We start from the raw sequence: 13,355 nt of genomic DNA on the forward strand, positions 1-13,355 counted from the left end.
CTCGTCGTGATGCGCATCGTATTCTTCAATCGCTTCTACGCCCCGGATCATTCCGCCACGGCGCAATTGCTGAGCGACGTCACCGAATATGTCGCCGCCGCCGGCCGCGAGGTATCGTCGCGACCAGCCGTGCGGTATGTGACGACGACGATCGCTTATTGTCTCCTCGCGAGCTGCGCCACGGGGTGACCGTCGTCCGCACCTGGACGCCGAGACGCCGTGGCGGCATGGCCGGGCGGTTGCTCGCCTATCTCGCTTATTATGCCACTGCACTGGTCCAGGCGCTCAAGCTGGCCGGCCGCGATACCGTGTTTGTCGTGAAGACCGATCCGCCACTCTTGCCGCTGGTAATGGAAATCGGCGCGCTCCGGGGAACTCGGTTGGTGCATTGGGTACAGGACCTTTTTCCCGAGGTCGCCCAGGCGTTTGGCATGAGGCTCGGCGGCGGACCGAGTGGCGCCCTGCTGCGCTGGCTGCGCGATTTGTCCTTCCGCCGAGCACTATATATCGTCGCGATCGGCGATTTGATGGCCGGGCGCATCGCTGCGCTCGGTATCCCGCCCGACCGCATTCGTATCATTCCCAACTGGACCGATGACGTGGCCATCACCCCGGTCGCCCGCCACGCCCCTTCCCTGCGCCGCGACTGGGACATCGCGCCCGCCGCCTTCGTCCTGAATATTCGGGCAATTTGGGCCGCGCACACGAATATGACACGGTGCCTGGCGCCGCAGAGCAGCTGCGCGACCGGCACGATATCGTCTTCCTCTTTATCGGCGGCGGACACATGGCCCGGCAACTCGCCGTGCGGGTAGCGGCCAACGGCCTGACCAGCTTTCGCTTCGCGCCCTATCAACCGCGCGAGCGCCTGGCTGCGTCGATCGTGGTCGGTGACGCCTATTGGGTGTCACTGTCCTGAGTTCCAAGGACTGATCGTGCCGAGCAAGGTGTTCGGCATCTGCGCCGCCGGCCGCCCGGTGCTGTCCATCTGCGCCGGCGATGGCGAACTACCGCGCATGCTTCCCCCGAATCAGGCCTGCATCACGATTGCGCCGAGCGATGCCGAGGCGCTCGCTGCGGCGATCACGCTGCTGGCGGCCGACGATCGCGCGGCGACGCGATCGGCGCGGCGGCGCGCGCCGTGCTCGATCGAGGCTATCGTCGCGACCATGCCATGCGGCGCTGGCAATCCTTGGTTGACGAAATCGCCGCAAATGGCGCGCCTCCGCGGCGCGGATCGACGCCCAAGCGCTCTACCGCGACACCGGCTTGAAACGCGCATGGGGCCATTCAAGCGGCAGCACGCTCTTGCCGCAACGCCGCCAAACGGCCCAACGGCCACCCATGCCCACGGCTATGCGATCGGCGACAGCACCGCCGATTCGACCTGTTACGTGACCTGCTGGCGCAGACCGCGCCCCCCCGTCGGGCGCGCCTGCAGGATCCCCACGTCGACCCGGCCCCGATCCGGCGGGGGTAATCGACCATTTGCGGCGTGCGCGATTCGCCCTGTCATGGCGATCCTCAGGATGCGCAAGCAGGAAGAAATGCTGCACGTGCATGCTTACCAACAACAGACAATTTCACTATTAGATGAAACTCGGCAATGATGAATGCGCTCCAAACCGCGGCAGCGAAATGTGGCGATTGATCGGTTGGAGACATCAGCTGTTACGTGACTGGTGCGCTATCGCATTCCTCACGCGCAATGGGCATTCATCGTCAGCTTGCGGTGCCGCAAGCCGTTCACCACCCATGCCGGCATTAGCGCCACAATCTTGATTTAGATTTATGATACCAAAGCTTCACGCCGGATCCGCGACGATTCCCTGGATAGTTCGACCAATCATGGGCTGGTCATCGTCTATGGTCATACGATTGGCGACGGGACCTGACGATAGCCGAAGCGGATCGGTATTGATACTGGCCGATACCAGAGTGCCATCCTCGCAGTAGTACGTATCGAGGCAACGGAACGAAGATATCGGGCAATGCGTTAGGGCGCATCGATTGACGGATATCGACGGTTATCCGCCATTTCGGGCCGACACGACCGACGCGAAAATGCTTTTTTTAATAGACAAAAACCGAATGCTGAAGTAACCGGGGACATGAGCCAGTTATAGAAGCGGTTCCAAGGGAGATAAATATGAAACTTTCACGGATGACCGCCGCCGTCATGATGGCGAGCCTTTCCACCCCGCTGTTCGCAGCGTCGGAGCAGAGCGTCGGGACGCTTACGTCGGCAAGCCAGGGCACGTTCGTTGCTCGTGATGGTAAGCTGATCGCTGCACGGTCCGGCCAGTCGCTGTTCGCTGGCGACCGCGTCGTCACGCGCGGCAAGGCCAACGCCAAGATTTCCATGTCGGGCTGCAACTATGCGCTCGGTTCCACTTCGATCCTGTCGGTCGGCAAGGGCGCATGCACGGCCAAGGCGCAGTCGCTCGCCGTGCAGGACAATTCGGACGACGCCGGTGCAAACACCGGTTCGGGCGCTGCTGGTGGCGTCGTTCTGGCAGCAGCGATCGCTGCAGTCGGTCTCGGCGTTTATGTCGCAGTCGACAAGGACGATAGCTCGCCTGCCAGCCCGTAAGCTGCTGACGACGATCGACTAAAAAAGGGGTCGAGCGCAAGCTCGGCCCCTTTTTTGCGTCCGTATAGCTGAGCTGAAGACAATCGCACCGCGCGCGCCGAGCAAACGTAATGGCCTTGCAGAGGCGTTTTAGGATCGCCTGCTGTCGCGCCTCAGCGAGTACATCGTCGCCCCGGCGACGGCCGGGGCCGCTGCATGCCGTGCGCTAACTGCAGCCCAACCGCGGCCGGCCCAGCCCCGCCAGGACAAGGCGAGCGCGGGCATTGTGCGGGCGTTCCGGTTGACGGCACAACATCGCCCGACCGCCCGCAGCCGGCGACACCTTCACCGTGCACCGTTTCCTGGTCGCCCATCCCTTAGAGCTGATCTACGCGGCGATGCGCAGTTAACAATGGCGCAGCGCGCACACGCGGTTTGCTGGATTGCTCCGTCGCTTGCGGAGATTGCCGAACCGGCAACGGCAAAGGCGGATGCCTTTGGGACATATGACGCAGCTCAACGCAGCGAGCCCGGCCTTCGCCGGGCGAAGGATCTAGAAGCGGGCTCGCTTCGTTCTGCTTGTTCCAAGCGCAGCGCTGCCGACGCCAGTGGCGTCGAACATCACCCCTGGATCATCCGACCGGCGCGCGCCACGCCGGCGCAGCAGAGCAAAATTATTGGAGCGGCGCACCCTGGGGTTGTGGCGCACCCGGCGCGCCCTGCGGCCCGGCGCCCTGCTGCTGCATCATCTGCTGCTGTTGCTGCAGGCGACGCACGGTTTCCTCGGGCAGGAATTCGATCATCTCGACATCGAAGATCAGCACGTTCTTGGCCAGCTCCGCGGCCGGGCCATCGAGCGGCGGAGCGCCCGCCGGGCGCGGCGCGCCGTAACCGAGTTCGGGCTTGATCCAGAAGCGGTATTTCGCGCCCTTGGTCATCAGCTTGAGCGCCTCGGAAAAGCCGGGAACGACGCCGCTGACCGCCATCGGGGTCGGCTGTTGCGACTTGTCGAAGGTCGTGCCGTTGGGCAGCTTGCCTTCGTAATTGACCAAGGCGATGTCGGTATCGGTCGGCTTCGGCCCGGGAACGCCGGGGGAGACGATCTGATATTGCAGGCCGGACGGGGTTTCGATCACGCCCTTCTGGCGCTTGTTCTTGGCCAGCAGGTCGGTGACCGGATTACCCGGCGCCGCGGCGGCCAGGGCGAACGCGCCAAGCACGGCGACGAGCACGCCGATCCAGATCAGCACCAGCACGCCGCGCTTGGTCGGCTGCAAGGGAACGGCGGTGATGCTGGACATGGGGCTGCCTTGGGTTCGACGGCGCGCCGCCGGTTGGTATCGAATCTATGGTAGCAAGGGGCGGCAGCATGCCGCCCCGGAGGTCTTACCGGGCGCCGTCGCGCTCCAGGCGCTTGCGCTCGAGCTTGCGGGCACGGCGGATCGCCGCGGCGCGCTCGCGTGCACGCTTTTCGCTCGGCTTCTCGTAATGCCGGCGCAACTTCATCTCGCGATACACACCTTCGCGCTGCAGCTTCTTCTTGAGGGCGCGCAGCGCCTGGTCGACATTGTTGTCGCGAACGATGATTTGCATGTTGTGTAGACGCTCCGAATGTTGTGGCCGAACTGTCCAGCCGAATCGATACATAAACGCCGTCGCAAACCATAGGTCCGCGCCGCGAAGGCGAGCGCCGTAGCAGCGGCGCGACGCGCATTCAAGCCAAAACCCCCTTTTCGCCGCCTGCCGCGCCCCTTTGCCGGAAGAGCCGTGCTTCGCTAAGGGAGCGTCATGACCCCGCTTACCCTATATAACAGTCTCTCGCGCAGCCTGGAGACGTTCACCCCGCTCGATCCCGCCAACGTGCGCGTCTATTCGTGCGGCCCCACCGTGTATAATTACGCCCATATCGGCAATTTGCGCGCCTATGTCTTCACCGACACGCTGTCGCGCGTGCTGACGTGGAAGCGTAAGGCAATGGGATGGGGGCCGCTCACTCACATCATCAACATCACCGATGTCGGCCATCTGACGTCCGATGCCGATGCCGGCGACGACAAAATGGAGGCGGCGGCCAGGGCCAGTGCGCAGAGCATCTGGGATATCGCCGCGCATTACACCGCGGCGTTCAAGCACAACCTTACCGATCTCAACATTCGTACGCCTAGCGCCTTCCCGCTCGCCACCGATCATATCGCCGAGATGATCGCCTTCGGCGAACAGATCGCCGCCAATTGCTACGAACTCGACAGCGGCCTCTATTTCGACACCAGCACCGTGCCCGACTACGGCCGTCTCGCCGGCACGCATGACGACGAGCGCGAGGGGCGGATCGATCCCGTCGCCGGCAAGCGGCACCCGCAGGATTTCGCCATTTGGCGCAAGAGCGAACCCGGCGAAAACCGCCAGATGGAATGGGACTCCCCCTGGGGCCGCGGCGCCCCGGGCTGGCATCTCGAATGTTCGGTGATGAGCCAGAAATATCTCGGCGCCAGCTTCGATATCCATACCGGCGGGATCGATCACCGCGAGATCCACCACCCCAACGAGATCGCCCAGAATCAGGCGCATTGCGGCTGTGCCGACACCGGTGCGACGTTTTGGATGCACAACAATTTTCTGGTCGAACGCTCCGGCAAGATGAGCAAATCCGCTGGCGGCTTCAGCACGCTGCAGACGCTGGTCGACCTCGGCGTGCATCCCTTGGCCTATCGCCTGATGTGCCTGCAGTCGCATTACCGCAGCGAACTCGAGTTCAGCCTGGAGAATCTCGCCGCCGCGTTCACGCGGCTCAAGCGGCTGGTGATCGTCGTACAGGCGCTGCAGGCCCGCGCTGACGGCGCGATCGAGGAACCGTGGAACAGCCCGTGGCTGGACCAGCTCGATGCGGCGATCTCGGACGATCTCAACACACCGCGCGCGCTGCCGGTGCTCGACGAGATGCTGGCCGACAAGAAGCTCAAGCCCGGCGAGCGGCTGGCGCTGCTGGCGCGGTTCGATGACGTGCTCGGGCTGGATTTGTCCACCCTGCCCCGCGCGGCGCTCCGCCTCCGCCCAGCCAGCGCCACACTGACCGACGCCGAGATCGACACGCACCTCGCCAACCGAGTCGCGGCGCGCGCGGCGAAGGACTTCGCCCGCTCCGACGCGATCCGCGACGCGCTCGCGGCGGCGGGGGTCGAGGTGATGGATGGCGATCCGCTGGTCTGGGACTGGAAACTGGCGCTCTGATAGTCAGCAGCTTGGGGGGTGGGCGAATACTATCATCGTCACCCCGGGCTTGACCCGGGGCCCAGCTTCTTCTCCGCAGTCGGTTAAGAAGCTGGGCCCCGGGTCAAGCCCGGGGTGACGGGGTTGGGAGCTTGCTTCCCCCCTCCCCGTCCCGGCGAGCATTTGCTACGATACGCCCATGAAGCTCCTCCTCCCAGCGCTCGCCCGCCCGCTCCTCGAACCGCGCCTCCCCGCCGGCCTCGACCTCGACTGGTTCGCCGACCACGACGAGGCCAACGCGATGGTCGCCGACGCCGACATCGCCTGGGTCGATCAGATGCGCCCCGAATGGACCGCCGACACTATCGCCAAAGGCGCGAAGCTTAAATGGCTGAGCACGATCTACGCCGGGATCGATTCCTTCCCGCTCGCCGATCTCAAGCAGCGCGGCACGATCCTCACCAACGGCACCGGCATCAACGCCATTGCGGTCGCCGAATATACCGTCCTCGGCATTCTAGCCGCCGCCAAGCGCTATGACGAGGTGGTCCGCCTCGCCGATCGCCACGAATGGCCCAGCGACGCCCCGGGCAAGGTCGAACTCTACGAGACGAGCGCGCTCATCGTCGGCCTGGGCACGATCGGGCAGCTCATTGCCGATCGCCTCGCCGCGTTCGGCGTGTCCATCACCGGCGTCACGCGCTCGGGGCGAGACGGCACGCTGACGCCCGATCAATGGCAGGCGCAGCTCGGCGATTTCGACTGGATCATCCTTGCCGCCCCCTCGACCGACACGACCAAGGCGCTGATCGGCGCGACCGAACTGGCGGCGATGAAGCCCAGCGCATGGCTGATTAATATCGCCCGCGGCGACATGATCGATCAGGAAGCGCTGCTCGCCGCCCTGCAGACCAAGGCGCTGGCCGGCGCTTTCCTCGATACGGTTCATCCCGAACCACTGTCCGCCGACCATCCCCTATGGACCGCGCCCAACGTGCTGCATTCGATGCACCTCTCCGGCCGCAGCCAGACGAAGATGTTCCAGCGCGCCGCCGCCCTGTTTCTCGACAATCTCGACGCCTATATGGCGGGCAGGCCGATGCGCAACGTGGTCGATCTCGACGCGGGATATTGATCGCCGCCGGTCGCGTCGCCGCTCCGACAACGACAATAAAGGTAAATTGTCCATATCGGTTAAAATTACCCCTTTCCTACAACCGCACTGATATGGTTCACTGATGCCATGACAGAGTCGCAACCCCCGCCCACCTACCTGTTCACTCCCGTTCGGCTGACGCGCGCGCATGCCAATGGCTGGACCACCGATGCGCAAGTCGCGTTCATCGCCGCTTTGGCGCGCACCGGCGTCATCGCGGTGGCGGCGCGCAGTGTCGGCAAATCGCCACGCTCGGCCTATCATCTGCGCCAGCGGCCGGCGCGGAGAGCTTTGCCGACGCGTGGGATCGTGCGCTCGACGAAGGGCAGACCCGCGCGATCGACATCGGCCTGTCGCGCGCGCTCGCACCAACGATCGTGCCGATCTTTCGCCATGGGCGTCAGGTCGGCACGCGCGAAAAATTCGATCATAGCCTCGTCATCGCCGCGCTGCGTGCACTGGACGGGGCGAACGGCCGCTGGTTCCGCCGCACGGGTCTGCAAGCGAGCGCCGACACGACAGCGTCTCCGCAATACGACAGCGCCCAGGACTATCTCGCTCGCTTGCTGGGCGAGCAACCGTTGTCGTGACGCTTCGACAGCAACATTATTACACGATCACCGCGAAATGTGCGAAGCCAAGCGGGCGATTACCCTAACGGGGAAATGTCCCTTGCTACACTTACCCCATCCGGGTAAAGGCACGTCATGACCACCCTTGCCGGCACCAAGATCAAGCGTTTTCGCGAATCCCGCACGCTTAGCCGTGCCGCTTTCGGTGCGTGGTACGACGCGCCGGGCAGCACGGTGCAGGGCTGGGAAGAAGACGGCAAGCGCGCCAGCCAGCCAGTGGTCAACCAGATCGCCGCCAATGGCATCGCCACGCATGCCGATTGGTACATCACGATTCGTACGGAGAATGACATGACGACCTGGGCCCCCGACAGCTGGACGAAGGCCGAAGCGCGTCAGCTCCCCACCTATCCCGACGCCGCCGCCTTGGACGCCGCGACCGACACGCTGGGCAAATTCCCCCCGCTCGTCTTCGCCGGCGAGGCACGCAATCTCACCGCCGATCTGGCCAAGGTCTCGCGCGGCGAGGCCTTCCTGCTGCAGGGCGGCGATTGCGCCGAGAGCTTCGCCGAACACAGCGCCAACAATATCCGCGACACGTTCCGCGTGCTGCTGCAGATGGCCGTCGTCCTGACCTTCGCTTCCAAGCTCCCCGTGGTGAAACTCGGCCGCATGGCCGGCCAGTTCGCCAAGCCGCGCTCCACCGACATGGAGATGATCGATGGCGTCGAGCTGCCGAGCTATCGCGGTGACATCGTCAACGATATCGATTTCACCGCCGGCTCGCGCGTGCCCGATCCGCAGCGCATGATCCGCGCCTACAGCCAGTCCGCCGCCACGCTCAACCTGCTGCGCGCCTTCGCCAGCGGCGGCTATGCCAACCTCCATCAGGTGCATCGCTGGACGCACGACTTCCTCGGCTCGAGCCCCTGGGCGGCCAAATATACCGAGACCGCCAACCGCATCGGCGAAGCGCTCGACTTCATGGAAGCGTGCGGGATCAATCCCGAAACCGTCCCGCAGCTTGCCCAAACGCAATTCTACACCAGCCACGAGGCTTTGCTGCTGCGCTACGAACAGGCGCTGACCCGGCAGGATTCGCTCACCGGCGACTGGTACGACACTAGCGCGCACATGCTGTGGATCGGCGACCGCACCCGCTTCGAGGGCAGCGCGCATGTCGAATATCTCCGCGGCATCGGCAATCCGATCGGCATGAAATGCGGCCCGACGCTCGAGCCCGACGCCTTGCTGCGGCTGCTCGACACGCTCAATCCCGGCCGCATTCCCGGCCGCATGACGCTGATCACGCGCTACGGCCATGACAAGATCGAGGCCGGCCTGCCCAAATTGGTCCGCGCGGTGCTACGCGAAGGCCATCCGGTGGTGTGGAGTTGCGATCCGATGCACGGCAACACCGTGAAGGCGGCCACCGGCTACAAGACTCGGCCGTTCGATCGCATTCTGGCCGAAGTACGCGGCTTCTTCGCCGTGCACCGCGCCGAGGGCAGCATCGCCGGCGGCATCCATGCCGAGATGACCGGGCAGAACGTGACCGAATGCACCGGCGGCGCGGTCGATGTGACCGAACAGAGCCTGGCCGATCGCTATCACACGCATTGCGACCCGCGGCTGAATGCCGGCCAGTCGCTCGAACTGGCCTTCCTGCTGGCGGAAATGCTCAACGTGGAAATGAAGGAGCGCCGATCCGAAGCGGCATGAAGGCGCGCGGGTTGACGCCCGCGCCGCACCATCCTAGAGCCCGATTTCCGCGCGGCCCCTTCGTCTAGCGGTTAGGACGACGCCCTCTCACGGCGTAAGCACGAGTTCGATTCTCGTAGGGGTCACCAAATTGCTTTCCCAGAGCATCCCAAATTGTCCCGCAAACGGCTGTTTTCTGCGGTTTTTTATGGTATAGCCGTCTCAATCGGATCGGCGAAGTACCACTCCATACCAGCAATCTGATGGTATTTCTGATGGCACTGCGCCGGTCGCTTGGATGGAGATACCATCATGGCGTTGTCGGTTTTGGCGATCAAAGCGGCCAAGAGTCGCGAGAAGGCGTACAAGCTTAGCGATAGCGACGGGCTCTACCTGCTCGTGGCACCGTCCGGCGCTCGCTGCTGGCGAATGAATTATCGGCATCTCGGAAAGCAGAAGACGTTGGCCTTCGGCGTGTGGCCGGATACCGGGCCAGCCGAGGCTCGCGCAGCGCGTGACGCCGCGCGCAAGGTACTGGCTCGGGGCGATGATCCGTCTGAACGGATCAAACTCGATCGGATCGCTGCCACGGTAGCGGCGTCCAACAGCTTCAAAGCCGTGGCAGACGAATGGCTGCTCAAAGTCGAGAAAGAGGGCCGCTCGGCGGCCACGATGAAGAAGCTGCGCTGGCTGCTGGGCTTCATCAACGCAGCGATTGGGCAGCGCCCTGTCGCTTCGATCTCGGCGCAGGAGTTACTCATCATGCTGCGCAAGATGGAAGCCAAAGGTCGGTACGAAACGGCAAAGCGCCTCCGCAGCACCTGCTCGCAGATTTTCCGCTATGCCATCGCTACTGCGCGGGCCGAACGCGATGTCGCGGCTGACCTTCGGGGCGCGCTAATCGTCCCTAAACACGTTCATCGCGCCGCGATCACCACGCCCGCGGAAGCAGGCGCGCTGCTCCGCGCGATTGAAGCGCTGGAAGATCATCCGACGACCGGCGTAGCGCTTCGCCTCCTGCCTCACGTGTTTGTTCGGCCTGGAGAGCTTCGCTCCGCCGAGTGGGCAGATGTCGATTTTGGCAAAGCCGTTTGGACGATCCCGCCACATAAGACCAAGATGCGGCGCGCACACTCGGTCCCACTCTCCCGCCAGGCGCTTCACGTCATCGAATCGATCAAGCACGACGCCGAGCACAGCCCGTATCTTTTCCCGTCACTCCGATCGGTCGAACGACCGATGTCGGAGAACACCATCAACGCAGCGCTTCGTAGAATGGGCTATGCTCGAGACCAAATGACCGGCCATGGCTTCCGCGCTATGGCAGCCACGCTGCTGAATGAGATGGGGCTATGGCATGCCGACGCGATCGAGCGCCAACTTGCCCATTGCGACAACAATCCTGTGCGCCGTGCCTATACTCGCGGAGAATACTGGGAAGAGCGCGTGCGCATGATGCAGCATTGGTCAGATCATCTAAATTTTCTCCGCGACGAAACCAGGTCCTCGACGGCAAGTTCGGAAAGGCAAAAGGCTGATAGCGGCGTCGCAGCTGGCCAATTTCGGACTGGCCGCTTTCGTAACGAAACGCGGGACGCGGACCGTTATTCAGTACTTTGGTAGGACGCGAAGACCCAAATGCAAATGTAAGCGCCGGGCGCTTGCTTCCCGGAAGTAGACGTCTGATCATGATGGCGTGCGTCTAGATTTAGACCCTTTACGATCGCGCAGCCTAACAAATGCCTGTAAGCTGCTATTCCTCAGAATTCTGCGCATCTAATTTGAGATTGACGGAGCCAGGTAGCCGCCAACGACAGTCAAATATTTCATGGGAATTAGGAGATTGACCTGATACGTCGTACTTTCATCGGAACCTTGCATCTTGTCCACTTGGGACTGGAAGGGTCTTGCTGACCTTGCACGAGCATCAAGGGCAGACTAACTCATGGCATATTTGTAGAAATTCCACGAGTTGTTCTGAGATCGCGGCTAAAGGCGTGGAGTTGCCGCGGGCGCTGGTTGCGCCGGCTCGAGCTGGATCGCCAGGCGCAACGGTAACAGCATTCCACGCGGCGGCGCGGATGGCAGAGTGCGACCAACGATGGACGTGAGCAGGCTAGCATTGGCGGATTGATCGGCGAACGGTGTAAAACCGATTCGATCGACGCGGCCATCCCGTTTGATCCACACCTTCAGGACAAGCGGCGGCGATGGCTGATCCTCGGCCGGACGGGTCTGGTGCAGGTAAGCCCGAAACGCGGTCGCGGGCTCGCTATCCTCTTCGAGCCAGGTCGTGACGCTCCGGGTGGCCGTCTCGGCATAACGCACCCATGCGATCGGGGCCTCTGACGGCGCCACCGATTGCGGCTGCGCCGCCGCGGCCCCGCCCAGGCCGACAAGGCCGCTGGCGAGGCCACCCAGAACGCCGGTCAGGCGGCGGAAGCGAGAAGCATTCATCACAGGCGTCCTTGAGCGAAGTCTTCGTCTCGCCTTGGGGCGACACGCAATGTGAAGAGAGACGTCGCGCCGTAGCCATCACGCTGGCGTGCCATGTCGTAGGGGATCAGCCCAACGAAATAAGGTGCGCAGAGCTCCATCAACACCACGCCGAGGATAAAGCACGCCACCGCAAGGCCGGGCGCGACGATCACGGTACGGGCCTTTACCGAACCGCGGGCACAGGCTGCTGTTGCGGCAGCCGCTCGCGCTCGAAGGTGATGGTCTGGATGCGCGCATCGAGGCCGCGCACCACATCGGCAGTCAGGTCGTTGGCGAAGTTGCCGCCCAGCGCGCTACTGCGATCAAACAGCAGGCCGCATTTCTTCTGGCCGTACACCTGAGCAATGACCGGCTGGGCTTCGGTCGAGATGCGCTCGAGCGCCTTGGCGCGGGTTGCCTCGATCTCGCGGCCGACCTGCGCGGCCTGGCCCTGCAGCGTCTGGAAGCGGGTCGCCAGCGCCTGGCGGCGCGGACGGTTGGCCGCGTTGTCGGTCTGACCTTCAAGGGCGCGGGCTTCGGTTTCGATCGGCTTGCGCTGGGCCTCGATCTCGGCCTGCGCGGTGCGGGTCAGCTCCTGCAGTCGTGCCGATGCGGCCTTGCCGACCGCGGCGTTTCCGAAAATCGCTTCGCGCGACAGCAAGCACACACCTGGGATGACGGGACCGCCCAGCGCCTGTGCCGCCGGGGTCTGTGGCCGGCCGGCAGGAGCGCCGCCTACCGCTTGCGCCGACGCGGTTGAAGCAATGCCGACAAGGGCGGTGGCGGATATCAGAATACGCAGGGACATGGGATCGGGCTTTCTTCGACTTGGCGGGTTTGATGGGCTCAGCGCTTTCGACGTCCGAACCAGTTAATTGTGACATAGCCGCGACAGGCTAGCGTTTACCTTGCCGCGCCAGCAGCGTCGCGAAGCGGTCCAGCGAGGCAAGGTGCAGGTGGATTAGGGTGAGATAGCCGGCTTTGTGCCACGCCAGAACAACGCTGTCGGGCAACGCTGCGAACTTCTCGCGATCGACGATGCGGAAGCCCTGTACGCCGAACGCGCGGCCGTCCGGCATGGTCGCGTCGGCGCGGCGATCGATCAAGATGTCCTGCTCCCCAAGTGCGGCGATGAAGGCGTCGGTGACCGCCGCATCCCGCTCGAAGGCAGCGCAGAATTCCAGCGCCTGCTGGGTCAGCGCGCTCGGCTTGCCATCATCGAACAACGCAGTTCCCGCCTCCCCGCCTTGCACAGCGCGCGGCGATGCTGCGTCGATGGCGAGGCGAAAGCCATCCGGCTCGCGCGTCGCCATGAACGCGAATGGATAGCGCCGCACATAGGCGGGGACATAGACGGTATCATCCCACTGCCCGTCCTGGACAAACAGATTTGCCTGTTCCAGGCCGAGCACAGCGATCGGAGTGGTCGTGTCGGCCGTGAAAACGATCGGATAGTCGCGCGCCGCTGCCACGATCTCGCTTGTCAGGATCGGTACGAACGCGGTTCCGCCAGCGAATGCCTCGTCACCGTCTAGCAATCGCCAGTCGGCATGCGCTTCGGCGGAAAGTGGTTCGGGCTTCCTGTAAAATAACGGGAGGCCGGCGGGTACGTTACTCATGACATATCCTGTTCAAACCGAGCCGGGTCAGTGGGCGCCATCAGACCACC

16 protein-coding genes and 1 tRNA gene are annotated in these 13,355 nt (G+C 63.7%); 11 read left to right on the top strand and 6 right to left on the bottom strand.

Going from position 1 to position 13,355, the window contains the following annotated elements; all coding sequences use genetic code 11:
* The first annotated feature begins 9 nt into the window (after positions 1 to 9).
* The 5 genes from U1739_RS04950 (at position 10) to U1739_RS04970 (ending at position 2,593) form a co-directional block, all read left to right on the top strand.
* Positions 10 to 189 (top strand): hypothetical protein, encoded by a 180-nt coding sequence (locus U1739_RS04950; protein ID WP_332704905.1) that lies wholly within the window; start codon positions 10 to 12, stop codon positions 187 to 189.
* On the top strand, positions 114 to 815 hold the full coding sequence (locus tag U1739_RS04955; RefSeq protein ID WP_332704892.1) for a glycosyltransferase: 702 nt from the start codon (positions 114 to 116) through the stop codon (positions 813 to 815). The genes U1739_RS04950 and U1739_RS04955 overlap by 76 nt, the downstream gene beginning before the upstream one ends.
* Positions 788 to 919, top strand: a complete 132-nt coding sequence (locus U1739_RS04960; protein WP_332704552.1) for a hypothetical protein — start codon at positions 788 to 790, stop codon at positions 917 to 919. The genes U1739_RS04955 and U1739_RS04960 overlap by 28 nt, the downstream gene beginning before the upstream one ends.
* A gap of 16 nt (positions 920 to 935) precedes the next feature.
* Positions 936 to 1,610 carry a hypothetical protein gene (locus U1739_RS04965; protein WP_332704554.1) on the top strand — a complete coding sequence of 225 codons (675 nt, stop codon included), beginning with the start codon at positions 936 to 938 and terminating at the stop codon, positions 1,608 to 1,610.
* 539 nt (positions 1,611 to 2,149) lie between these two features.
* Complete coding sequence (locus U1739_RS04970; protein ID WP_332704555.1) at positions 2,150 to 2,593, top strand: FecR family protein; 444 nt, start codon at positions 2,150 to 2,152, stop codon at positions 2,591 to 2,593.
* A 653-nt stretch (positions 2,594 to 3,246) separates the two neighbouring features.
* Here U1739_RS04970 and U1739_RS04975 read toward each other — a convergent pair.
* Together U1739_RS04975 and rpsU are read right to left on the bottom strand one after the other, a co-directional pair.
* On the bottom strand, positions 3,247 to 3,873 hold the full coding sequence (locus U1739_RS04975) for an FKBP-type peptidyl-prolyl cis-trans isomerase (RefSeq protein WP_332704557.1): 627 nt from the start codon (positions 3,871 to 3,873) through the stop codon (positions 3,247 to 3,249).
* 85 nt (positions 3,874 to 3,958) lie between these two features.
* A complete protein-coding gene (gene rpsU, locus U1739_RS04980; RefSeq protein ID WP_069203433.1) occupies positions 3,959 to 4,165 on the bottom strand; it encodes a 30S ribosomal protein S21 in 207 nt (68 codons plus the stop codon).
* A 195-nt stretch (positions 4,166 to 4,360) separates the two neighbouring features.
* Between rpsU and cysS the strand changes: the two genes are divergently transcribed.
* The 6 genes from cysS (at position 4,361) to U1739_RS05010 (ending at position 10,831) form a co-directional block, all read left to right on the top strand.
* Positions 4,361 to 5,800 (top strand): cysteine--tRNA ligase, encoded by a 1,440-nt coding sequence (gene cysS, locus U1739_RS04985; protein ID WP_332704559.1) that lies wholly within the window; start codon positions 4,361 to 4,363, stop codon positions 5,798 to 5,800.
* Between the two features lie 178 nt (positions 5,801 to 5,978).
* Positions 5,979 to 6,914: a D-2-hydroxyacid dehydrogenase gene (locus U1739_RS04990; protein WP_332704561.1), complete on the top strand. Its 936-nt coding sequence runs from the start codon at positions 5,979 to 5,981 to the stop codon at positions 6,912 to 6,914.
* Between the two features lie 398 nt (positions 6,915 to 7,312).
* Positions 7,313 to 7,525, top strand: coding sequence for a hypothetical protein (locus tag U1739_RS04995; protein WP_332704563.1), 213 nt, complete (start codon positions 7,313 to 7,315; stop codon positions 7,523 to 7,525).
* A gap of 333 nt (positions 7,526 to 7,858) precedes the next feature.
* Positions 7,859 to 9,229 (top strand): class II 3-deoxy-7-phosphoheptulonate synthase, encoded by a 1,371-nt coding sequence (locus tag U1739_RS05000; protein ID WP_332704894.1) that lies wholly within the window; start codon positions 7,859 to 7,861, stop codon positions 9,227 to 9,229.
* Positions 9,230 to 9,282: 53 nt separating this feature from the next.
* Positions 9,283 to 9,357, top strand: a tRNA-Glu gene (locus tag U1739_RS05005).
* Between the two features lie 163 nt (positions 9,358 to 9,520).
* Positions 9,521 to 10,831, top strand: coding sequence for a tyrosine-type recombinase/integrase (locus U1739_RS05010; RefSeq protein WP_332704565.1), 1,311 nt, complete (start codon positions 9,521 to 9,523; stop codon positions 10,829 to 10,831).
* Between the two features lie 366 nt (positions 10,832 to 11,197).
* On the opposite strand, the gene U1739_RS05015 is transcribed toward U1739_RS05010, so the two are convergent.
* The 4 genes from U1739_RS05015 to U1739_RS05030 form a co-directional block, all read right to left on the bottom strand.
* Positions 11,198 to 11,665 (bottom strand): hypothetical protein, encoded by a 468-nt coding sequence (locus U1739_RS05015; protein ID WP_332704567.1) that lies wholly within the window; start codon positions 11,663 to 11,665, stop codon positions 11,198 to 11,200.
* Complete coding sequence (locus tag U1739_RS05020) at positions 11,665 to 11,859, bottom strand: hypothetical protein (protein WP_332704569.1); 195 nt, start codon at positions 11,857 to 11,859, stop codon at positions 11,665 to 11,667. The genes U1739_RS05015 and U1739_RS05020 overlap by 1 nt, the downstream gene beginning before the upstream one ends.
* An 11-nt stretch (positions 11,860 to 11,870) precedes the next feature.
* Positions 11,871 to 12,353: an OmpH/Skp family outer membrane protein gene (locus U1739_RS05025; protein ID WP_443025506.1), complete on the bottom strand. Its 483-nt coding sequence runs from the start codon at positions 12,351 to 12,353 to the stop codon at positions 11,871 to 11,873.
* A 229-nt stretch (positions 12,354 to 12,582) separates the two neighbouring features.
* A complete protein-coding gene (locus tag U1739_RS05030) occupies positions 12,583 to 13,305 on the bottom strand; it encodes a SapC family protein (RefSeq protein WP_332704573.1) in 723 nt (240 codons plus the stop codon).
* Positions 13,306 to 13,355: the final 50 nt, after the last annotated feature.

Source organism: Parasphingomonas puruogangriensis (assembly GCF_036663635.1).
Classification (GTDB): domain Bacteria; phylum Pseudomonadota; class Alphaproteobacteria; order Sphingomonadales; family Sphingomonadaceae; genus Sphingomonas.

Coding starts and splice junctions, on each gene's coding strand:
- U1739_RS04950 (WP_332704905.1), top strand. CDS start 10: ATGCGCATCGTATTCTTCAATCGCTTCTACGCCCCGGATCATTCCGCC.
- U1739_RS04960 (WP_332704552.1), top strand. CDS start 788: ATGGCCCGGCAACTCGCCGTGCGGGTAGCGGCCAACGGCCTGACCAGC.
- U1739_RS04970 (WP_332704555.1), top strand. CDS start 2,150: ATGAAACTTTCACGGATGACCGCCGCCGTCATGATGGCGAGCCTTTCC.
- U1739_RS04975 (WP_332704557.1), bottom strand. CDS start 3,873: ATGTCCAGCATCACCGCCGTTCCCTTGCAGCCGACCAAGCGCGGCGTG.
- rpsU (WP_069203433.1), bottom strand. CDS start 4,165: ATGCAAATCATCGTTCGCGACAACAATGTCGACCAGGCGCTGCGCGCC.
- cysS (WP_332704559.1), top strand. CDS start 4,361: ATGACCCCGCTTACCCTATATAACAGTCTCTCGCGCAGCCTGGAGACG.
- U1739_RS04990 (WP_332704561.1), top strand. CDS start 5,979: ATGAAGCTCCTCCTCCCAGCGCTCGCCCGCCCGCTCCTCGAACCGCGC.
- U1739_RS05000 (WP_332704894.1), top strand. CDS start 7,859: ATGACGACCTGGGCCCCCGACAGCTGGACGAAGGCCGAAGCGCGTCAG.
- U1739_RS05010 (WP_332704565.1), top strand. CDS start 9,521: ATGGCGTTGTCGGTTTTGGCGATCAAAGCGGCCAAGAGTCGCGAGAAG.
- U1739_RS05015 (WP_332704567.1), bottom strand. CDS start 11,665: ATGAATGCTTCTCGCTTCCGCCGCCTGACCGGCGTTCTGGGTGGCCTC.
- U1739_RS05030 (WP_332704573.1), bottom strand. CDS start 13,305: ATGAGTAACGTACCCGCCGGCCTCCCGTTATTTTACAGGAAGCCCGAA.